General features: G+C 60.2%; 13 protein-coding genes and 4 pseudogenes. 10 read left to right on the top strand and 7 right to left on the bottom strand.

The genetic code is table 11. The features are described 5' to 3' along the window. Positions 1–101: 101 nt before the first annotated feature. From prpC to LJU32_13380, 3 genes are all read right to left on the bottom strand, one after another. Complete coding sequence (gene prpC, locus LJU32_13390; protein ID WKV90980.1) at positions 102–1229, bottom strand: 2-methylcitrate synthase; 1128 nt, start codon at positions 1227–1229, stop codon at positions 102–104. A 94-nt stretch (positions 1230–1323) separates the two neighbouring features. Continuing rightward, entirely contained in the window at positions 1324–2259 is a 936-nt protein-coding gene (prpB, locus tag LJU32_13385) for a methylisocitrate lyase (GenBank protein ID WKV90979.1), read from the bottom strand. Next, positions 2256–2954 (bottom strand): GntR family transcriptional regulator, encoded by a 699-nt coding sequence (locus LJU32_13380; protein ID WKV91095.1) that lies wholly within the window; start codon positions 2952–2954, stop codon positions 2256–2258. The genes prpB and LJU32_13380 overlap by 4 nt, the downstream gene beginning before the upstream one ends. A 436-nt stretch (positions 2955–3390) precedes the next feature. On the opposite strand from LJU32_13380, the pseudogene LJU32_13375 reads away from it, so the two are divergent. The 4 genes and pseudogenes from LJU32_13375 to pabB all read left to right on the top strand — a co-directional run bounded on the left by LJU32_13375 (position 3391) and on the right by pabB (position 8010). Further along, positions 3391–3926 (top strand): annotated as a pseudogene (locus LJU32_13375) (ATP-dependent zinc protease). A gap of 5 nt (positions 3927–3931) precedes the next feature. Further along, positions 3932–5467: an inactive transglutaminase family protein gene (locus LJU32_13370; protein WKV90978.1), complete on the top strand. Its 1536-nt coding sequence runs from the start codon at positions 3932–3934 to the stop codon at positions 5465–5467. Beyond that, on the top strand, positions 5467–6453 hold the full coding sequence (locus tag LJU32_13365) for an alpha-L-glutamate ligase-like protein (GenBank protein WKV90977.1): 987 nt from the start codon (positions 5467–5469) through the stop codon (positions 6451–6453). The genes LJU32_13370 and LJU32_13365 overlap by 1 nt, the downstream gene beginning before the upstream one ends. A 213-nt stretch (positions 6454–6666) precedes the next feature. Continuing rightward, on the top strand, positions 6667–8010 hold the full coding sequence (pabB, locus tag LJU32_13360; GenBank protein WKV90976.1) for an aminodeoxychorismate synthase component I: 1344 nt from the start codon (positions 6667–6669) through the stop codon (positions 8008–8010). Between the two features lie 92 nt (positions 8011–8102). Here the strand turns inward: pabB and thrH are convergent. After that, a pseudogene (gene thrH, locus LJU32_13355) lies at positions 8103–8719 on the bottom strand (bifunctional phosphoserine phosphatase/homoserine phosphotransferase ThrH). Between the two features lie 164 nt (positions 8720–8883). On the opposite strand from thrH, the gene LJU32_13350 reads away from it, so the two are divergent. From LJU32_13350 to LJU32_13340, 3 genes are all read left to right on the top strand, one after another. Further along, positions 8884–9624: a phosphoadenylyl-sulfate reductase gene (locus LJU32_13350; protein WKV90975.1), complete on the top strand. Its 741-nt coding sequence runs from the start codon at positions 8884–8886 to the stop codon at positions 9622–9624. 568 nt (positions 9625–10192) lie between these two features. Continuing rightward, the gene (locus LJU32_13345; protein WKV90974.1) at positions 10193–11731 is read left to right on the top strand and encodes an NCS1 family nucleobase:cation symporter-1; all 1539 of its coding nucleotides are present in this window, start codon (positions 10193–10195) and stop codon (positions 11729–11731) included. A gap of 54 nt (positions 11732–11785) precedes the next feature. Beyond that, positions 11786–12514 carry an aspartate/glutamate racemase family protein gene (locus tag LJU32_13340; GenBank protein ID WKV90973.1) on the top strand — a complete coding sequence of 243 codons (729 nt, stop codon included), beginning with the start codon at positions 11786–11788 and terminating at the stop codon, positions 12512–12514. Between the two features lie 106 nt (positions 12515–12620). Here the strand turns inward: LJU32_13340 and LJU32_13335 are convergent, their stop codons facing one another. Beyond that, entirely contained in the window at positions 12621–13544 is a 924-nt protein-coding gene (locus tag LJU32_13335; GenBank protein ID WKV90972.1) for a LysR family transcriptional regulator, read from the bottom strand. A 125-nt stretch (positions 13545–13669) separates the two neighbouring features. Here LJU32_13335 and LJU32_13330 point away from each other — a divergent pair, with 125 nt between their 5' ends. Next, complete coding sequence (locus tag LJU32_13330; protein ID WKV90971.1) at positions 13670–14416, top strand: 3-oxoacyl-ACP reductase FabG; 747 nt, start codon at positions 13670–13672, stop codon at positions 14414–14416. A 58-nt stretch (positions 14417–14474) separates the two neighbouring features. Here the strand turns inward: LJU32_13330 and LJU32_13325 are convergent. Further along, positions 14475–15169: pseudogene (locus LJU32_13325) on the bottom strand (HAD-IA family hydrolase). Between the two features lie 239 nt (positions 15170–15408). Here LJU32_13325 and LJU32_13320 point away from each other — a divergent pair. After that, a pseudogene (locus tag LJU32_13320) lies at positions 15409–20184 on the top strand (DUF6531 domain-containing protein). Next, the gene (locus tag LJU32_13315) at positions 20181–20567 is read left to right on the top strand and encodes a hypothetical protein (GenBank protein ID WKV90970.1); all 387 of its coding nucleotides are present in this window, start codon (positions 20181–20183) and stop codon (positions 20565–20567) included. Before LJU32_13320 ends, LJU32_13315 begins: the two are co-directional and overlap by 4 nt. Before the next feature lie 401 nt (positions 20568–20968). Here LJU32_13315 and LJU32_13310 read toward each other — a convergent pair whose 3' ends face one another. After that, complete coding sequence (locus LJU32_13310) at positions 20969–21388, bottom strand: hypothetical protein (protein ID WKV90969.1); 420 nt, start codon at positions 21386–21388, stop codon at positions 20969–20971. Between the last annotated feature and the right edge of the window lie 106 nt (positions 21389–21494).

Raw genomic sequence — 21494 nt, 5'->3', positions numbered from 1 at the left:
TACACCGGCACTGAAGTGGACTCGGTCAACTGTGGGAGGGGCTTGCCCGCTCCCACATTGGTTACCGGTTTATCCAGCTACCCGTGTTTCACACTCACCCACTAGCGACGTTCGATTGGCACGAACTTGCGCTGTTCGACGCCGGTGTATTCGGCGCTTGGACGGATGATGCGGTTGTTGGCGCGTTGTTCGAACACGTGCGCGGCCCAGCCGGTCAGGCGCGAGCAGACGAAGATCGGCGTGAACAGCTTGGTCGGGATGCCCATGAAGTGGTACGCCGAGGCATGGTAGAAGTCGGCATTCGGGAACAGTTTCTTCTGCTCCCACATGGTCTTGTCGATGGCCTCGGAAACCGGGAACAGCACCTTGTCACCAACCTCGTCCGCAAGTTTTTTCGCCCAGCCCTTGATCACCTCGTTGCGCGGGTCGCTGTCCTTATAGATCGCGTGGCCGAAGCCCATGATCTTGTCCTTGCGCTCGAGCATGCCGAGGGTGCCTTTGATCGCCTCTTGGGGCGAGGCGAAGCGCTCGATCATTTCCATCGCCGCTTCGTTGGCGCCGCCATGCAACGGACCGCGCAGCGAACCGATGGCCGCGGTCACGCACGAATACAGATCCGACAAGGTCGAAGCGCAAACACGCGCGGTAAAGGTCGAGGCGTTGAATTCATGTTCGGCGTAGAGGATCAGCGACACGTTCATGACTTTGACGTGCAATTCGCTCGGTTTCTTGCCGTGCAGCAAGTGCAGGAAGTGGCCACCGATGGTCGGCTCGTCGCTGACGCAATCGATGCGTTTGCCGTCATGGCTGAAGCGATACCAGTAGCACATGATCGCCGGGAACGCGGCGAGCAGACGGTCGGTCTTGTCGCGCTGTTCGGAGAAATCGTTCTCCGGTTCGATGTTGCCGAGGAACGAGCAACCGGTGCGCATGACGTCCATCGGATGTGCGTCGGCGGGAATGCGTTCGAGTACTTCCTTCAAAGCTTGCGGCAGGTCGCGCAGCTTGCTCAGTTTGGTCTGATAGTCGGCCAATTGCGCTTTGGTCGGCAGTTCGCCGTACAGCAGCAGATAGGCGACTTCTTCAAATTGCGCGTCGGCGGCCAGTTCACGCACGTCGTAGCCGCGATAGGTCAGCCCGGCCCCGGCCTGGCCCACGGTGGACAATGCGGTTTGCCCGGCGACCTGACCCCGGAGCCCGGCGCCACTGAGTACTTTTGCTTCGGCCATTGTGTTCTCCAATCTTCTTGAATTTGTATGGGGAAACTTGTGGGAGCGAGCCTGCTCGCGAAAGCGCTGGATCAGTCGACATCAATCTTGGATGTCAGTCCGTCTTCGCGAGCCGGCTCGCTCCCACAGGGTTTTGTTCAGCCTTTTTCTGTGCAAACAACGCATCGAGCTTCTGCTCGAACGTGTGGTAATCGATACGATCGTAGAGCTCCATGCGAGTCTGCATGGTGTCGATGACATTCTGTTGCGTGCCATCGCGGCGGATCGCGGTGTAGACGTTTTCCGCCGCCTTGTTCATCGCGCGGAACGCCGACAGCGGGTACAGGACCAGCGAGACGTCGGCGCCGGCCAGTTGTTCGGTGGTGTACAGCGGCGTTGCGCCGAATTCGGTGATGTTGGCCAGGATCGGCGCTTTTACGCGACTGGCGAACAGCTTGTACATGTCCAGTTCAGTAATCGCTTCGGGGAAGATCATGTCGGCGCCGGCCTCGATGCACGCTGCCGCGCGATCGAGTGCCGATTCCAGCCCTTCCACTGCGAGCGCATCGGTACGCGCCATGATCACAAAGCTGTCGTCGGTGCGCGCATCGACGGCGGCTTTGATGCGATCGACCATTTCCTGCTGGCTGACGATTTCTTTATTGGGGCGATGGCCGCAGCGCTTGGCGCCGACCTGGTCCTCGATGTGAATCGCCGCCGCGCCGAACTTGATCATCGACTTGACCGTGCGCGCCACGTTGAAGGCCGACGAGCCAAAACCGGTGTCGACATCCACCAGCAGCGGCAGGTCGCAGACATCGGTAATCCGCCGCACGTCGGTGAGCACATCATCCAGCCCGGTGATGCCCAGGTCCGGCACGCCGAGCGAGCCTGCGGCCACGCCGCCGCCGGACAGGTAGATCGCCTTGAAACCGGCGCGCTTGGCCAGCAGCGCGTGGTTGGCGTTGATCGCGCCGACCACTTGCAAAGGATGCTCGCTGGCGACCGCATCGCGGAAGCGCTGGCCCGGCGTGTTCAGGTTGGAAGTCATGCATCACCTCGTTCAGTGGCTGTCTGGTTGTGGGCGCCGTCCTCGTAGTGACGGGCGATGTTGCGTTTCGAGGCGCCGATGTGGCGGCGCATCAACAATTCCGCGAGCTCGCCGTCGCGGTCGGCGATCGCATCGAGAATGCGGTGGTGTTCGGCGAAGGCCTGGTGCGGGCGGTTCGGCGTGGTGGAAAACTGGATGCGGTACATGCGCACCAGTTGATACAGCTCGCCGCAGAGCATCTGCGTCAGCGTGCGATTGCCGCTGCCCTGGATGATCCGGTAATGAAAGTCGAAATCGCCTTCCTGCTGGTAATAACCGACACCGGCCTGAAACGCAGCATCGCGCTCGTGGGTTTCCAGGACCCGGCGCAGTTCGTCGATCTCCTCGACGCTCATGCGCTCGGCGGCGAGGCGGCAGGCCATGCCTTCGAGGGATTCGCGGATTTCATAGAGCTCGATCAATTCGGCATGGCTAAGCGAAACCACCCGCGCCCCAACATGCGGCACGCGCACCAGCAGGCGCTGGCCTTCCAGACGATGGATCGCCTCGCGCAACGGCCCCCGACTGATGCCATAGGTGCGCGCCAGTTCCGGCTCGGAGATCTTGCTGCCCGGGGCGATCTCGCCTTTGACGATAGCGGCCTGGATGCGCCGGAAGACGTTTTCCGACAGCGTCTCGGAATCGTCGCCACTGATGACCGGGGATCGAGCTGATCCAGCATGATTGTCGACACCTTTAAATCCAATGCGGCAAAAACTAGCTAATAAGGCCCAATGAGTCAAAGGATAAATAGGTATTGTCGACAATCGTCTAATAACCACAATCAACTGGGCACTCAGCCAATGTGGGAGCGAGCTTGCTCGCGAAAGCGGAATGTCAGTCAACGTGGCTTCGAATGGCACGCCGCCTTCGCGAGCAAGCTCGCTCCCACAGGGCTGCCACAAGGATAATTGCTCAACGCCCATGGAGCGGCCCAAGCGCTGGCGCCATAAAACCACCGTGCTAGAATGCCGCCCGCATTTGCGGGTCTTTGTACGGCTTGCCATAAAAAGCTGATAGGCACACGCGGGGGTTTGCGCACGGTTGTGCGGGGCACCTGAACCGATAACGGAACGCTGCGCACCAGGATTTATGAGACTCAAGCCTTTCCCCACCTTTTTTGCTCTGTTTTGCCTGCCCGGCCTCGCCGCCGCGGGGAAAAAACCGTGTACGGCCTCAACGAATACGCTTCGCTTGACGGCATCAATCTCGAAGTCGCGGCCAAGCTCGACACCGGCGCGAAAACCGCCTCGCTGAGCGCTCGCGACATCAAACGCTTCAAACGCAACGGTGAATCCTGGGTACGTTTCTACCTGGCGATCGACGCCGCGCATTCGCACCCCATCGAACGGCCGCTGGCGCGGGTCAGCAAGATCAAGCGCCGCGCCGGCGACTACGATCCGGAAGAAGGCAAGCAGTACACCGCACGCCCGGTGATCGAGCTGGATATCTGCATGGGTTCGGCATTGCGCAGCATCGAAGTGAACCTCACCGACCGAAGTGCGTTCCAATATCCGCTCTTGATCGGCTCCGAGGCGCTGAAACGCTTCGACGCGCTGGTCGACCCCAGTCTTAAATACGCTGCCGGCAAACCTGCCTGCACCATCGCCGCTCATACCGCCGAGTAATTTCCATGCGTTCTCTAACCTTCCACCTGAAAATCCTGATCGCCGTACTGGTGCTGCTGGGCGTTTCGGTTACGGCCTATCAGATTTTCGTGCTCGGCATCCCGGTGACCGAAGACGCCACCGACGACCTGTGGAACATCGACGCCAAGGTCGAGTTCGTCGCCAGCACCAAGGATCCGGTGAAGATCCAGATGTTCGTGCCGCCATTGAGCCGCGATTACGTCAGCCTCAACGAAAGCTTCATCTCCAATAATTACGGCGTCGCGGTCAACCGCGTCGACGGCAACCGCAAGGTGACCTGGTCGGCCCGTCGCGCCAAGGGCAACCAGACGCTGTATTACCGTCTGGTGCTGACCAAGCGCTACACCGCGGAAAAATCCAAGGTCAAAGGCCCGACCTTCCGTGACAGCATGGTCATCGAAGGCCCGGAAAAGATCGCCGCCGAAGCCCTGCTCGCGCCGATCCGCCAACATTCGGCCGACGTCGAAACCTTTATTGGCGAGGCGATCAAGCGCGTCAACAACGTGAATGACGACAACGTCAAGTTGCTGCTGGCCGGCGATCCGTCGACCTCGCACAAAGCCAAGATCGTCGAACTGCTGCTGTCGATTGCCCACGTTCCGGTAGAAAAAGTCCACACCATCCGCCTCGTCGCCGATCAGCCCCAGACTCCCGAACTGTGGCTGCGCAGCTTCAACGGCAACGACTGGCTGTACTTCAACCCGGAAACCGGTGAACAAGGCCTGCCAACCGACCGCCTGCTGTGGTGGACCGGTGACGAAAACCTGATCACCGTCGACGGCGGCAAGAAAGCCAACGTGACTTTCAGCCTGAACAACAGCGAGATGAACGCGATTCGTCTGGCCAAGCTGACCGACGAAAACACCGACGCCAACTTCCTCGATTACTCGCTGTACGGCCTGCCGCTGCAGACCCAGCAAACCTTCATGATCATGGTGATGATCCCGATCGGCGTGCTGGTAATCCTGATCCTGCGCAACCTGATCGGCCTGCAGACGCTTGGCACGTTCACCCCGGTGCTGATCGCCCTCGCCTTCCGTGAAACGCAGCTGGGCTTCGGCATTCTGCTGTTCACGGTGATCACCGCGCTGGGCCTGTCACTGCGCTCGTACCTCGAACATCTGAAACTGCAGATGCTGCCACGCCTGTCGGTGGTACTGACCTTTGTCGTGGTGTTGATCGCGGCGATCAGCCTGTTCAGCCACAAGCTTGGCCTTGAGCGTGGCTTGTCGGTGGCGCTGTTCCCGATGGTGATTCTGACCATGACCATCGAACGCCTGTCGATCACCTGGGAAGAACGCGGCGCCAACCATGCGCTGAAAGTCGCCATCGGTACGCTGTTCGCCGCCTCCCTGGCGCACCTGATCATGACCGTGCCGGAGCTGGTGTACTTCGTCTTCACCTTCCCGGCGATCCTGCTTATTCTGGTCGGCTTCATGCTGGCGATGGGTCGCTATCGCGGCTACCGCCTGACCGAACTGGTACGTTTCAAGGCCTTCCTGAAGAAGGCTGACGCCTGATGTTCGGTTTCTGGAAGACCTGGAAGGCCCTCGAGGCGCGCGGCATCATGGGCATCAACCGCCGAAACGCGGACTACGTGCTCAAGTACAACAAGCGCAGCCTGTACCCCATTGTCGATGACAAGATCCTCACCAAGGAACGCGCCATCGCCGCCGGCATCCACGTGCCGGAGCTGTACGGGGTGATCTCCACCGAGAAGGAAATCGACAAGCTCGACGAGATCATCGGCGGGCGCAACGACTTCGTGATCAAACCGGCGCAGGGCGCGGGCGGCGACGGCATCATCGTCATCGCCGACCGCTTCGAAGGCCGCTATCGCACGGTGTCGGGCAAGATTCTCGCCCACGAAGAGCTCGAGCATCACATCTCGAGCATCCTCACCGGCCTGTATTCGCTGGGCGGCCACCGCGACCGCGCGCTGATCGAATACCGCGTGACCCCGGACCAGATCTTCAAGAGCATCAGCTACGAAGGCGTGCCGGACATCCGCATCATCGTGCTGATGGGTTATCCGGTAATGGCGATGTTGCGCCTGCCGACGCGTCAGTCCGGCGGCAAGGCCAACCTGCACCAGGGCGCCATTGGCGTCGGCGTCGATCTGGCCACCGGTTTGACTCTGCGCGGCACCTGGCTGAACAACATCATCACCAAACACCCCGACACCACCAACGCGGTGGACGGCGTGCAACTGCCCTATTGGGACGGTTTCATGAAACTCGCCGCCGGCTGCTATGAGCTGTGCGGGCTGGGTTATATCGGCGTGGACATGGTGCTCGATCAGGAGAAAGGCCCGCTGATTCTTGAGCTGAATGCGCGGCCGGGGCTGAACATCCAGATCGCCAACGATTGCGGGCTGACCTTGCGTACCCACGCGGTTGAAGCGCGGCTGGAAGAGCTGAAGGCGCGGGGCGTAAAGGAATCGGTTGAAGAGCGGGTGGCGTTTACCCAGGAGATGTTTGGGCATATTCCTGCGGTCGAGGGCTGATCCAGAATCGAGTCGCGGCTTTCGCGAGCAGGCTCGCTCCCACATTGGAATGCAATCCCCTGTGGGAGCGAGCCTGCTCGCGAAGGCGGACTTCCTGCCACCACGAGCCGCAAGCGTGCCGCCCATCTGCCAATCGCCGACATCCCCTCTAGGAGCAATTCCCGCAGAGGACTACAATCCCCACCCCGCCTCTACGGCCGATCTGCCCCGCCCATGCTGACCTGTTCCGTACACCCACTGCCCTACCGTGCCAATCCCGCCGACTATTTCGCGGCCATCCGCAATGCCCCCGGCGCTGTGCTGCTCGACAGCGGCCGGCCGAGCGCCGAGCGCGGCCGTTATGACGTGCTCAGCGCCTGGCCGCTGGAACAACTGGCGGTGTTGCCGGACGAAAGCGGTGCACACTTCCTCCAGCGCCTGCGTGACAACCTCAGCCGCTTGGGCGACGCGCAGGTGCCTGCCGGGTACGAATTGCCGTTCGCCGGCGGATTGATCGGTTATTTGAGCTACGACTTCGGCCGGCATCTGGAAAACCTGCCGAGTCAGGCGCTGGATGACCTGGAACTGCCCGATGCGCGTTTCGGCCTGTACAACTGGGCGCTGATCAGTGATCACCACGGGCAAACCAGCCAATTGGTCTTTCATCCATCGCTTGTCGACAGTGAACGGCAACGACTGATCGCGCTGTTCACTCAGCCTCAAGTTGACGCCCTCGCTCCCTTCAAACTGAACGCCCCGATGGCCGCTGATCTCTCGGCCGAGGATTACCGTCAGGCGTTCGAGCGTATTCAGGATTACATCCAGGCTGGCGACTGCTATCAGGTCAACTTCGCGCAACGCTTTCGTGCTGAATGCCAGGGCGATCCGTGGCTGGCTTATTGCGCATTGCGCCAGGCCTGCCCAACGCCGTTTTCCGGGTTCCAGAGCCTGCCCGACGGCGGCGCAGTGCTGAGCCTGTCACCGGAACGCTTCGTCAGAGTCAGCCAGCGTCAGGTTGAAACCCGTCCGATCAAGGGCACCCGCCCCCGTGGCGTCACCCCAGCCGAGGACGCGGCCAACGCCGCCGAACTGCTGGCCAGCCCCAAGGACCGCGCGGAAAACCTGATGATCGTCGACCTGCTGCGCAACGATCTCGGGCGCACCTGCCGCATCGGCTCGGTGCGGGTGCCGGAGTTGTTCAGTCTGGAGAGTTATCCGAATGTGCATCACTTGGTCAGCAGCGTGACCGGTGAACTGGCGGCGGATCGTGATGCGCTGGACCTGATCGCGGGCAGCTTCCCCGGTGGCTCGATCACCGGCGCACCGAAGATTCGGGCGATGCAGATCATCGACGAACTGGAGCCGACCCGGCGCGGTTTGTATTGCGGATCGTTGCTGTACCTGGACGTGCGCGGCGAGATGGACAGCTCCATCGCCATTCGCAGTCTGTTGGTTAAGGATGGCCAGGTGTGCTGCTGGGGCGGCGGCGGGATCGTCGCCGATTCGGACTGGCAGGCGGAGTATCAGGAGTCGATGACTAAAGTGCGGATCCTGCTCGATACCCTGCAGAACCTCTGAAAGTTTAGAAGCTTCGCGAGCAGGCTCGCTCCCACAGGAAATGCATTCCAATGTGGGAGCGAGCCTGCTCGCGAAGACGTCCTTCCAGACGACTACAAACTCAACTCTCTATTAGAGGCTTTGAGGAACTCCTGCTTCAGCTCTTCAAACGAATGCACCGCCGGGAACTGCGGAAACTCGCGAATCACGTTGTCCGGCGCATGAAACAGAATCCCCGCATCCGCCTCGCCGAGCATGGTCGTGTCGTTGTACGAATCACCCGCCGCGATCACCCGGTAGTACAGGCTCTTGAACGCCAGCACCGACTGGCGCTTGGGATCTTTTTGACGCAGTTGATAGCCCGTCACCCGACCGCTTTCGTCAGTGATCAAGCGATGGCAGAGCAAGGTCGGGAAACCCAGTTGGCGCATCAGCGGCTGCGAGAATTCATAAAAAGTGTCCGAGAGAATCACCACCTGGAAACGCTCGCGCAGCCGGTCGACGAACTCCACCGCGCCGTCCAGCGGTTTCAGCGTGGCGATGACTTCCTGAATGTCCGAGAGCTTGAGACCGTGCTCATCGAGGATGCGCAGACGCTGCTTCATCAATACGTCGTAGTCGGGAATGTCCCGGGTGGTAGCCTTGAGGGCGTCGATTCCGGTTTTTCGGCGAAGGCGATCCAGATTTCCGGTACCAGTACCCCTTCAAGATCCAGGCAAGCAATTTCCACAAGACACTCCCGTTTGTAGTGATTATTGAGTCGAGCGAGGCCGAACTCTAGCGTCTGCACCAGACGCGCGCAACGCAGAGGACGCCCCGAGCGCGGCAGCTTTTTGTTACCATCGGCCCCCTATAGAGCGCCCGAGCGCCATTGACCTGTAGGAAGCCGCCCTGATGAGCCCAACGTTCGACGTCGTGGAACTCGCCACGACCTATGCCAACAAATCCGCCCAGGACATCCTCAAGCTCGCGTTCGCCGAGTTCGGCGATGACTTGTGGATATCTTTCAGCGGCGCCGAGGACGTGGTGCTGGTGGACATGGCGTGGAAGCTGAACAAAAACGTCAAAGTGTTCAGCCTCGACACCGGCCGCCTGCATCCGGAGACCTATCGCTTCATCGAGCAAGTGCGCGATCACTACAAGATCGATATTGAAATCGTCTCGCCGGACTATACGAAACTCGAACCGTTCGTGAAGGAAAAGGGCCTGTTCAGCTTCTATAGAGATGGCCATGGCGAATGCTGCGGCATCCGCAAGATCGAACCGCTGCGGCGCAAGTTGTCCGAGGTCAAAGCCTGGGCTACCGGCCAGCGCCGCGACCAGAGCCCGGGCACCCGCAGCGCTGTGGCAGTGCTGGAAATCGACACGGCCTTCTCGACGCCGGAACGCACCCTGTACAAGTTCAACCCGTTGGCGCAGATGACCAGCGAGGAGATCTGGGGCTACATCCGCATGCTCGAACTGCCCTACAACAGCCTGCACGAGCGTGGTTTCATCAGCATCGGCTGCGAACCCTGCACTCGCCCGGTACTGCCGAACCAGCACGAGCGCGAAGGCCGCTGGTGGTGGGAAGAAGCCACGCAGAAAGAGTGCGGGTTGCATGCGGGGAATATCATCAGCAAGAGCAAGGTTTGATCCCCCATTTATAGGAAAGATCTGTGAGAGCGAGCCTGCTCGCGAAAGCGCGGTTCCAGTCAACGTTTCAGTTGCCCGATCCACCGCATTCGCGAGCAGGCTCGCTCCACATTGATATGTGCCAGGCACATAAAAGGTGTACACAAGGTTGTCACCATCGGTGCCATTTATGTGTGCACTTTCAGTTCTGACGCCCTGAAAAGTTACACTTCCCAGCAGAATCCCCATCCGCTTGCCCTCTGCAACTTCCCTCCCTGAAAAAATTCCTGTCCAATCGATCAATTTATATCGCCTGTTTTTCAGCCACTTATGCCGCATTGATAACTATTCGAAATGAGCCCTGCCGCTTATAGATTGGCAACTGGCACAAATCTGGCTTTATCGCATACATGTTTTGTATACAAAACCGCAAAACATGCACACTTTCGATCCGCAAGCCTGAAGCGCCCTATCCCGTACAGGCTGCAGATGCCCCGTAACCAGTGATGTCTTTCCGCCGCGCCGAAGATTTGTCGAGCCTGAGCGCTCATGCACAGTCATCGCGGGGGAACATCAGGAGCCTGCCGGAATGCGTACAAGTCTTTCGAATAACATCGCGCTGAATCTGCCCTCCTCCACGCTCGATCAACCGTTGCCCGATGACGGGCTGAGCGAGCCGCTGCAACTGAGCCCGCGTCTGCACAACAGCGATCTGGCGCCGACCAAAGCCGAAGGCCGGCGCTGGGGTCGGTACAGCATCTTCGCCCTGTGGACGAACGACGTGCACAACATCGCCAACTACTCGTTCGCCATCGGCCTGTATGCGCTGGGTCTGGGCGGCTGGCAGATTCTGTTGTCGCTGGGGATCGGCGCGGCGCTGGTGTATTTCTTCATGAACCTGTCCGGGTACATGGGGCAGAAAACCGGTGTACCGTTTCCGGTGATCAGCCGGATCAGCTTCGGCATCCACGGTGCGCAAATTCCTGCACTGATCAGGGCGGTTATCGCCATCGCCTGGTTCGGTATTCAGACGTACCTCGCCTCGGTGGTATTCCGCGTCTTGCTGACTGCCGTGCATCCTGGCTTCGCCGAATACGATCACAACTCTATACTCGGCTTGTCGAGCCTGGGCTGGGTGTGCTTCGTGGCGATCTGGCTGGTGCAACTGGCGATTCTTGCCTACGGCATGGAAATGGTACGCCGCTACGAGGCGTTTGCCGGGCCGGTGATTCTGCTCACCGTAGCCGCGCTCGCCGGGTGGATGTACTTCCAGGCCAACGCGACCATTGCCTGGTCGATCCGCGAGCCGCTGACCGGTGGCGAAATGTGGCGCAACATCTTCGCCGGCGGCGCGTTGTGGCTGGCGATCTACGGCACGCTGATCCTCAACTTCTGCGACTTCGCCCGTTCTTCGCCGTGCCGCAAAACCATCAAGGTAGGAAATTTCTGGGGCTTGCCGGTGAACATTCTGGTGTTCGCAGCGATTACTGTGCTGCTGTGCGGCGCGCAGTTCCAGATCAACGGGCGGATCATCGAAAGCCCGACCGAGATCATCGCCTCGATCCCCAACACATTCTTTCTGGTGCTCGGCTGCCTGGCTTTTCTGATCGTCACCGTCGCGGTGAACATCATGGCCAACTTCGTCGCCCCGGCGTTCGTCCTCAGCAACCTGGCGCCGAAGTACCTGACCTTCCGCCGCGCCGGGCTGATCAGCGCGACCATCGCCGTGCTGATCCTGCCGTGGAACCTCTACAACAGCCCGCTGGTGATCGTGTATTTCCTGTCGGGCCTCGGCGCCCTGCTCGGCCCGCTGTACGGGGTGATCATGGTCGACTACTGGCTGATCCGCAAAGGCCGGATCAATGTGCCGCAACTCTACAGCGAAGACCCCAACGGCGCTTATTACTACAGCGGAGGCATCAATTTCCGCGCGGTGGCGGCGTTTATTCCTGCAGCGCTGATCGCCATCGTCCTGGCGCTGGTGCCCGGTTTCCACAGCGTTTCGCCGTTCTCCTGGCTGATGGGTGCCGGTATCGCCGGCATGCTTTACCTGATCGTCGCCAAACGCCACACCCATTACGCCGACGTCAGCGGCGAGTGCATCGCTGTGGATAACGTCAGCCACTGATCCCTTCGCGGCCCGGTTTTCGGGCCGCACCACTGCCCGCAATAAGGATTTTCCATGCGTATTCTCGTGGTCAACGTCAACACCACCGAATCCATCACCGACGCCATCGCCCGCTCGGCGCAGTCCGTCGCTTCGCCCGGTACCGAAATCGTCGGCCTGACCCCGTACTTCGGCGCCGAATCGATTGAAGGCAATTTCGAAAGCTACCTCGCCGCCATCGCCGTGATGGACCGGGTGATGGCCTACGATCAACCGTTCGATGCGGTGATCCAGGCCGGCTACGGCGAACATGGCCGCGAAGGCTTGCAGGAATTGCTCAACGTGCCGGTGGTGGATATCACTGACGCGGCGGCCAGCACCGCGATGTTCCTCGGCCATGCCTACTCGGTGGTGACCACGCTGGATCGCACCGTGCCGCTGATCGAGGATCGGCTGAAATTGTCCGGCCTGTGGGATCGCTGTGCCTCGGTGCGCGCCAGCGGGCTGGCGGTTCTGGAGCTGGAACATGAACCGCAGCGTGCACTGGAAGCGATCGTGCAACAGGCCGAACTGGCGGTGACTCAGGACAAGGCCGAGGTGATTTGCCTGGGCTGCGGCGGCATGGCCGGGCTGGATGAACAGATTCGCCGCCGCACCGGCGTGCCGGTGGTGGATGGCGTGACAGCGGCGGTGACGATTGCCGAATCGCTGGTGCGCTTGAAGTTGTCGACCTCCAAGGTGCGCACGTATGCCACGCCACGGCCGAAGAATATTGTTGGCTGGCCGCAGCGCTTTGCTCGATAGACCGAGTTATCGTTCATCGCGAGCAGGCTCACTCCTACATTTGGAATGTGTTCCCCTGTGGGGCGAGCCTGCTCGCGAATGAAAACGACTCGCTCCCAAGCCCTATTCAAATAGCACTGAACCGCCGCACCAACCCCTGCTCAGCAAACTGTTCAATCACGAAATCCACAAACGCCCGGGTCTTGCCCGGCAATAATTTGTGCTCGGCGTAATAGATCGAAATATTGCCATCATCGACAAACCAGTCCGGCAGCACCCGCCGTAACGTCCCGGCCTGAAGATACGCAACCGCAAACGGCATGCTCACCAGCGCGATCCCCAGACCTTGCATCGCCGTTGCACAGGCAGCCTCGGAATCACTCATAGTCATCCGCGCCCGCAACGTCAGCGGACTGTGTTGTTGATCGCGATGGGTAAGTTGCCACGAACGCACACGCCCGGTCTGCGGTGAGCGGATCAGGATGCCGTCATGTTGCTTGAGGTCATCGGGATGACTGATCGGCGCATGGTTGTGCAGATAATCCTCCGATGCCACAAGTACCCGATGCGCCGGCGTGAGCCTGCGCGCAACCACGCCTTGTGGCAGTTCAAAGCCGCCGCCAATTGCCGCATCGAAGCCCTGCCCGATCAGATCGACCTGGCGGTTATCGAAATGCCAGTCCGGGTTGATCGCCGGATAGCGCCGCAGGAACTCACCGAGCAGCGGCACGATATACAGACGGCCGAACACCGTGCCCATGCTGACTTTCAGCGTACCGGCCGGTTGCCCTCCGGCGCTGGCCAGGTTGGCCACGGCATTCTGGATGGTGGTCAGGCTGGCGCTGACTTCACTCAAAAACAGCTGCCCCGCTTCGGTCAGGGTCAGGCTGCGTGTACTACGCTGGAACAGCCGCACGCCAAGCCGCGCCTCCAGTTTCGCCACGCTTTTACCCACTGCCGCCGGGGTCAGGCTCAAGCGTCGTGCGGCCTCGGCAAAGCTGCCGACCTCGGCGCTGCGCACAAAGCATTCGATACTGCTGAACGTTTCCATGATCGCCACTATAAACTTCTGGTTTACACAGACTATAGCAATCATGGTCTACCCGGTTGTCGATGCCACGCCGATACTCGGCACCAACACCAAGGCATTCCGCCTTGAAGACTTGGAGATCGAACATGACCACTCAACACCTCAGCGGCAAAGTCGCTCTGATTCAAGGCGGTTCGCGCGGCATCGGCGCGGCCATCGTCAAACGTCTGGCCGCTGAAGGCGCCGCCGTCGCTTTCACCTACGTCAGCTCCACCGCGAAAGCCGAAGAATTGCAGAACAGCATCACCGGCAACGGCGGCAAAGCCTTGGCGATCAAGGCTGACAGCGCCGATGCCAGCGCGATTCGCCACGCCGTCAGCGCCACCGTCGAAGCGTTTGGCCGGCTGGACATTCTGGTGAATAACGCCGGCGTATTGGCCATCGCGCCGCTGGAAGATTTCAAACTGGAAGACTTCGATCAGACTTTGGCCATCAACGTGCGTAGCGTGTTCATTGCTTCGCAGGAAGCGGCGAAACACATGGGCGAAGGCTCGCGGATCATCAACATCGGCAGCACCAACGCCGATCGCATGCCCTTCGGCGGTGGCGGCGTGTACGCGATGAGCAAATCGGCACTGGTCGGCCTGACCAAAGGCCTGGCCCGCGATCTCGGCCCTCGGGGCATCACCATCAACAACGTGCAACCTGGCCCGGTCGACACCGACATGAACCCGGCCCACGGCGACTTTGCCGACAGCCTGATCCCGCTGATGGCCGTCGGTCGTTACGGCACCGCCGATGAAATCGCCAGCTTCGTCGCCTACCTGGCAGGGCCGGAAGCCGGTTACATCACCGGTGCCAGCCTGACCATCGACGGTGGCTTCGGCGCCTGACAGAACGGCAAAAAAGCCGCCCTTCTTTATAGGAAGGGCGGCTTGTTTGTTTGAGCGGTCAGGCCAGTTCCAGCGTCGGCAGGCCAAATGCGCTTGGCCTGAAGTCTTTCAGCGAGCGGATAATGCCGTCAGCGTGAGCATATTTCTCATCGGCCATCGCCGCGTCGGGGATGGCGATTGCGGTCATGCCTGCTGCTTTCGCCGCGGTGACCCCAAACGGCGAATCCTCGAACACCAGACAATCCTTGGGCGCGACGCCCAGACGCCGAGCGGCGGTGAGGAAAATATCCGGCGCCGGTTTGGCCGCGCCGACTTCCGGATCGTCCGCTGTGACGATGAAATCGAACAACGCGAACCAGTCGCGGTGCAAAGTGGTTTTCTGCCCGAACGACTGGCGCGACGAACTGGTGCCGACCGCGATCGGAATGTTGTGCGCCTTGAGGTGACGCACCAGTGCTTCGGCCCCCGGCATCGCCTGGGCCTTGGGAAACGCTCGCGCATCAGCGGCTCGCGAATCTCCAGGAATTCTTCCGGGCTGATCGGTAACTCCAGCGCCTGCACCACGTAATTGGCCAGGTCATTGGCCCCGCGACCAATGATGTTCTGCTTGACGCTCCAGTCGAAGGTTTTCCCGTAGCGCCCGGCAATCAGCGAGGTGACCTCGGTGTAAATGCCCTCAGTGTCGAGCAGCAAACCGTCCATATCGAAAATCACGGCCTTGATCGGGCCGAACGTCTTCAGCGGTGCATTCATCATCGGATCCGTTAACAAAGACATCCCGGGCGACAGGCAATGTGCCGCAACGCGGATCTGATTAATGGGTTCGGCAGCATAGCGAGGCGGATGGACATTGAGCAACGGGCAACACCATCGACGCCCTTTCGCATTTAGCGAAACCTCCTACAGATACTGCCTACTTACCCGACTTCTTTCCTTTTTGATCCCCTGCAAAGTCCGCGCTCCCGTTTCTTCATATGCGCGAGCGACTGCGAATGTTTCAACCCGATCGGCTCTTGGCCCTGAACAACAGCATCGGACTGCTGGTGGTGGCCGCCCTGAATCCCCAGCAGCCCGATTTCGAAGCGCTGATCGATGAGTTCCGCCTGTGCCTGAACAACTACGACGCCTGGGCCGAGCAGTTCTGGACCGGGACCGCGCTGGACATCGAGCAGGTGTTCAAGGTTGGCAATGACGTACAACTGAGCGCGCCGATCACCTCGCGCGCACCTGTCAGCTCATCGGTGGTCATATGTTCGGCCAGCGGTCCGTTGACCTTGGTGCACATGTTCGAAGCGGCGCGCTTTGTGCCGATCGGCGACACCCCGGTGACCCTCGAACCGCTGCTCAGCGAAGTCGACGGCGTACAGACCTTCGGCGAACCACTGCGCCACACCATCGGCCCGAGCGGGATCCTCGAAGTGACCGATTGCATGCGCGGCCAGCGCTACCGCGTCACCTTCTTTCCCGATGTTTCCACTGCCCACGTGCGCGCTTTGTACGCCTCTTATCAAGGCGTCATCGCCGGTCTGGAAAACTGGCTGCGCGGCGAATGGACAGGTTTCGAGCCGCAATGGACGGAGTTTTCCAGCGCCGGTTTTCTCGATCGTTACGGGCAGTTGCAGCGGGCCGATTGGCGTGGCCTGGAAAAAGCCCTGAATGGCGTCTGGGATGACATTCAACAGCTGTTTGCCCTCCTTGCCGATCTGCAGGAGCACAGCGCAAAGCTTCTGGAATACCTCAGCGAAGTCGAACTTGAGGCGCTGCTGGCGGCGTCCAGCGAGGCGATTGCCAACGCCTTGTTGATGCTCAGCGACGAGCCGTGGCTGTTCATTCATCTGGCCGCGTTCACCAGTTGGCTGAAGATGCTGCCGCCGCAATACCTTGCCGAGGTGGTGGCCGAAGTTCGCACCGAGTTGCTGATCAGTTTCCTGTTGATGCGCGTGGCAGGCGGGGCCGGCGTATCGCTGCGTTTGAGCAGCAAGGTCCTGGCGAAGATCAAGTCGCCACGGGCGCGGGAGTGGCTTGCCGCCTCAGCCCTGCGTCTGGCTGAGCTCACTTCGACGCCGGAGCTCAAGCAGCACGCGAGTACGCTAAAGCCGCTGATGTTTCATGCGCGCGAGGTGAAGCTGAAGCCGACACCGTCGATTCCGCTGAACATTCGCCAGGCCGACACAGTGGTGTTGAGCGTGCCGAATCCGGCGCCACTCGCGCGGGAAAAATCCCAAGGTATGGCCCGTCTTGAGCGCCACGAGCCCCACGACGACGCTCCCGACCAAGCGAAAAACCCCAACGGCGACGCCGCCGACTGCGTGCCCAACACCTGTACCAACGGCTGCCCGGTGTCAATGGTCACCGGCGAAGAACTGCTGACCCTGACCGACGCCGTGCTCGACGGCGTGCTGCCGTTCGAGTTCACCCGTTTGTACCGCAGCAGCGCGGTCGAGATCGACATCGGCCTGGGTTTTGGCTGGAGCCATACGCTCGCGCATCGGCTGGCCTTCGATGGCGATGGCGTGACCTGGATCGACCACGAGAACCGCCGCACCCGCTTTCCCTGCCCAATGTCGAGCGCCCGGCAATCCACAACAGTCTGTCGCGGGCGGCGATCTTTCTCGGTGATGAACCGGAAGAACTGATCCTTGCTCTGGCCGGCGACAGCGCGCGCTTTATCACTTTCGCGCCGGCCGGCTCACGGCAATCAGCGATGTCTACGGCAATCGTCTGACCCTGCAACGTGATCGCTTCGACCGCATTCAGCGCCTGGACAACGGCGCCGGCCGCGCCCTGCTGTTGCGTTATGACCGCACGCAACTGGTGGCAGTCGACTATCAGGTGTTCGTTCAGGGCGATTGGATCACCGAGCAAAACCTCGCCACCTACAGCTTCGATGCCCGCCAACGCCTGCTGGTCGCGACCAACGCGGTCGGCGACAGCGAGCGCTACGACTATGACGACCACCACGTCATCCTCCAGCGCCAGCTGACCGGCGGCGCGAGCTTCTTCTGGGAATGGCAGCGCGAGGGCAAAGCCGCCCGCTGCGTGCGGCACTGGGCGTCGTTCTCGCAGATGAACACCCGTTACGTCTGGAACGATGACGACGCCAGCGTGACCGTGCATTACGTCGACGGCACCGAAGAGGTCTACGTCCACGACGAACGTGCGCGTCTGGTGCGCCAGGTCGCGGCCGATGGCGGCGAGCAGCTCAAGGCCTATGACGGGCAAGGCCGGTTGATCGCCGAGCAGGATGCTCTGGGCGCGGTCACCGAATACCGCTACGACGAAGTCGGACGGCTGATCGCACTGATTCCGCCGGACGATGCGCCAACGTCCTACGAGTACCGCAACGGGTTTCTCTACAAACGTTGCCGTGGTGATGCGGTGTGGATCTACCGGCGCAATGCCGAAGGCGCCGTCACCGAAGCGGTCGATCCCGACGGCCAGGTCACCCATTACTACTACAACCTGCGCGGGCAATTGCTGTCGCTGCGTTATCCGGACAGCAGCCGCCATCGCTGGGTGTGGAACGAGCTCGGCCAGCTCATCGAAGAAACCCTGCCTGATGGTGGCGTGCGGCGTTTTTCCTACGACGCGCTGGGTCGGCGGATTACCACCCAGGACGAATTTGGTGTTGTCAGCCGGCAGCAGTGGGACGCGGCCGGCCGACTGATCCTGACGACTTCTCCTACGGGCAGCACCCGTGCCTACAGCTACGGCGCCTACGGGCAAGTCACTGCTGAGCGCGACGAGCTCGGTCGTATCACCCGTTACGAATATGACGACGACCTGCACCTGGTCTCGCGACGGATCAACCCCGACGGCACCCGCGTGCAGTATCGCTATGACCATGCGCGGCTGTTGCTGACCGAGATTGAAAACGAATCGGGCGAAAAATACCGACTGGATTACACGCCGACCGGATTGATCCGACAGGAAACCGGGTTTGATGGGCGGCGCACGGCCTACGCCTACGATCTCAACGGGCACCTGCTGGAGAAGACCGAGTTTGGTGATTTCGGTCCCAGTCTGGTCACCCGCTACGAGCGAGACAGGGCCGGCCGTTTACTCGTCAAAACCCTGCCCGATGGGAGCAAAGTTCGCTACGACTACGATCGCCTCGGTCGGTTGATCGCTGTCGATGACGGCCAGAACCATCCGCTGGCCTTCGAGTACGACCGTCAGGACCGCTTGATCACCGAGCATCAGGGCTGGGGCACCTTGCGTTATGCCTACGACGCTTGCGGTCAGCTCAAGCGTCTGCGCCTGCCGGACAACAGCAAGCTCGACTATCACTACGCCAAGGGCGGTGCGCTGAGCGCCATCGACCTCAACGGCACGCCGCTGACCCGCCACGTCTATCAATCCGGTCGCGAGCAGCAGCGTCAGCAAGGTCTGCTGCTCAGCGAATATGCCTACGACGACCAGGGCCGCTTGCTCGCCCACGCCGTAGGCCATCGCCATTCCTCGCTGTACCGCCGCGATTATGCCTACAGCGCCAACGGCAATCTCGAGCACATCGCCGACAGCCGCCACGGCCAGCGCACTTACGGCTACGACGCCCTCGACCGGTTGATCCGCGTACGTCACTCACGCGACGAACTGCCCGAATCCTTCGCCCACGACCCGGCCGGCAACCTGCTGATGCAGGACCGCCCCGGTCCTGCGCAGATCAAGGGCAATCGCCTGCTGATGCAGGGCGACCGTCATTACGACTACGACGCCTTCGGCAACCTGATCCGCGAACGCCGAGGCCACGGCCAGACCCTCATCACCGAATACCGCTACGACTGCCAGCACCGCCTGATCGGCCTGACCCGCCCCGACGGCCAGACCGCCACCTACCAGTACGACGCCTTCGGCCGGCGCATCCGCAAAACCGTCGACGGCGCCGTCACCGAATTTTTCTGGCAAGGCGAACACCTCGTCGCCGAAAGCAGCGCCACGCAATACCGCAGCTTCCTCTACGAACCCGGCACCTTCCGCCCACTCGCGATGCTCGACGGCAAAGGCCCGAAAAAGCCTGCCCGTTCTACTACCAACTCGACCACCTCGGCACCCCGCAGGAACTCACCGACTACAGCGGCGAAATCGTCTGGTCCGCGCAATACGACGCCTACGGCAAAGTCGCTGCCGTCACCCTCGCTGGCGAGGATTACCTCGACCAACCACTGCGCTTTCAGGGGCAGTATTTCGATGTTGAAAGTGGGCTGCATTACAACCGCCATCGGTATTACGACCCGAGATTGGGACGGTACCTGACGCCGGATCCGGTGAAGCTCGCGGGTGGGTTGAACCAGTACCAGTACGTGCCGAATCCGACGGGGTGGGTGGATCCGTTGGGGTTGACGTCCAATTGCCCGCCGCCGAATAAACCTGGGTGTGATGTTCCGGGGGCGAGTGATGGGGTTAAGGTTGATGAGGGGGAGCCTGACCTACCGGCCATTGCTCACAATATAGATCCAAACACTCTGAAACGAGTACATGCAATCGCGGGTAAGACCTCAACTAGGACAGTAGATGAGTATAAGGACAAAATGCGTGACGGATTCAATTCAGTACGCCCCATTGACGTTCTAGAACATAACGGCAGTTTATATATTCTGGATGGACACCACCGCGCAGCAGCTGCACGACAAACTTCGACCAATGTGACGATTAAACTCATAACAAATCTGAAAGCGTACGAAAGATCTCTAAGAAGCATTGAAGATATATTAGAGTCAGCAAATAATGTAGGCTTCGACAGGTTGGAGCACCGGAGAAGAAGATGAGCGATCAAAGTGAAACTCTGGAAACCCTGATAAATGATTTTATCTCCATGGTAGATTCCAGCACGTCGATACTTGAAAGACAATTTGGCACTCGAGATATTCGAAAGCTCTGGTATACCAAGGCGATCAAGCGATGCGGGAGAGTCACTCGAGGCGTTAAATATGAATTGCACGGCATTGGCTGCCGCATCAATCTATCGACAGGAACCGTAGATTTTGACTATGGACCTAATGGTGAAATCAATGGATTCGACACTTGGCGCTTATACAACTTTGCTCGTGAACGACCATCTAAACATAGAAAGTATTGCGACGAAGAAATTATAGAAAAAGAATTCGCCGAATACATCAATCTAAAAAAATCAAAAAAATTTCAGCCATAAGTAATCTATATATCTGGGCCGACTCGAAAGAAACGACCTAAACACGACCACAAGGAGGGCCTGTTGACTCAGGCCCTTTAAACCCATATTCAAAATCTCCATTCACCACGAACACTCTCACTGCTCATCCCCATCCTCCTCATACTCCATATCCGCCTCATCCGCATCGTTCAACGGCACCGTCGCATCATCCATCAGCGAGCCCGGATCTTCGTTCCCGGGTCATTGATAAACGGCAATCCACTCGGGCCCTTCTCTTCTTTGCCTTCGGTTTCGGGAGTCATGGCGCACCTCTTGAGCGTGTGGGATGTATGACGTTCGAAAAGCCCTGCCGCCAATCGTTCCTCTGCCTGACGGCCAGACACGAAAACCCGGCGCCAGGCCGGGTTTCCGTTGATCAATCAGCGATGTTTATTTTTGTGTTTGTTCTTGTGCTTGTGGCCGCCGGAATGAGATCCGCCGTCGTCGTCGCCAAGATTGTTACCTACCGCGCCGCCTGCTGCGCCGCCCAGGCCCGCGCCGATGGCGGAGCCGGTGGAGCCGCCGAGGCTGTTGCCGACGACCGAACCGCCTGCTGCGCCCAGACCGCCGCCGATCGCGGCTTCGGTGCGGTTGCGTTTGTTCGCGCCGACGGCACTGCCCGCTGCGCCGCCGACACCTGCGCCGACCGCCGCGCCCGTGCTGCCGCCAAGTTGTCCGCCAACCACATTACCCAGCGCACCGCCGAGACCACCGCCTACGGCAGCGGTGCCATCTCCGGCCGCCATCGCGCCCTGCGCCACGACCAAGCCAAAAAACAGTGCAGATAATGACAATCGCATATGAACCTCGCAGTTCCCGAATCGGGACAGTCCGCCCAAGCGGGGCGTATGCAGATTGGAGATGATTTCGCACGAAACGTTCAGCCATGAAAAAGCCCGACATCGA

It is taken from the genome of Pseudomonas sp. B21_DOA (assembly GCA_030544685.1).
GTDB lineage: Bacteria > Pseudomonadota > Gammaproteobacteria > Pseudomonadales > Pseudomonadaceae > Aquipseudomonas > Aquipseudomonas fluorescens_AO.
Note: the sequence above shows the minus strand (reverse complement) of the source record. Positions and strands in the feature narration are given on the sequence as shown.

Excerpts from the sequence above, each read along its gene's own strand:
- prpC (WKV90980.1), bottom strand. The coding sequence starts at position 1,229 with ATGGCCGAAGCAAAAGTACTCAGTGGCGCCGGGCTCCGGGGTCAGGTC.
- prpB (WKV90979.1), bottom strand. The coding sequence starts at position 2,259 with ATGACTTCCAACCTGAACACGCCGGGCCAGCGCTTCCGCGATGCGGTC.
- LJU32_13370 (WKV90978.1), top strand. The coding sequence starts at position 3,932 with ATGCGTTCTCTAACCTTCCACCTGAAAATCCTGATCGCCGTACTGGTG.
- LJU32_13365 (WKV90977.1), top strand. The coding sequence starts at position 5,467 with ATGTTCGGTTTCTGGAAGACCTGGAAGGCCCTCGAGGCGCGCGGCATC.
- pabB (WKV90976.1), top strand. The coding sequence starts at position 6,667 with ATGCTGACCTGTTCCGTACACCCACTGCCCTACCGTGCCAATCCCGCC.
- LJU32_13350 (WKV90975.1), top strand. The coding sequence starts at position 8,884 with ATGAGCCCAACGTTCGACGTCGTGGAACTCGCCACGACCTATGCCAAC.
- LJU32_13345 (WKV90974.1), top strand. The coding sequence starts at position 10,193 with ATGCGTACAAGTCTTTCGAATAACATCGCGCTGAATCTGCCCTCCTCC.
- LJU32_13340 (WKV90973.1), top strand. The coding sequence starts at position 11,786 with ATGCGTATTCTCGTGGTCAACGTCAACACCACCGAATCCATCACCGAC.
- LJU32_13335 (WKV90972.1), bottom strand. The coding sequence starts at position 13,544 with ATGGAAACGTTCAGCAGTATCGAATGCTTTGTGCGCAGCGCCGAGGTC.
- LJU32_13330 (WKV90971.1), top strand. The coding sequence starts at position 13,670 with ATGACCACTCAACACCTCAGCGGCAAAGTCGCTCTGATTCAAGGCGGT.
- LJU32_13315 (WKV90970.1), top strand. The coding sequence starts at position 20,181 with ATGAGCGATCAAAGTGAAACTCTGGAAACCCTGATAAATGATTTTATC.
- LJU32_13310 (WKV90969.1), bottom strand. The coding sequence starts at position 21,388 with ATGCGATTGTCATTATCTGCACTGTTTTTTGGCTTGGTCGTGGCGCAG.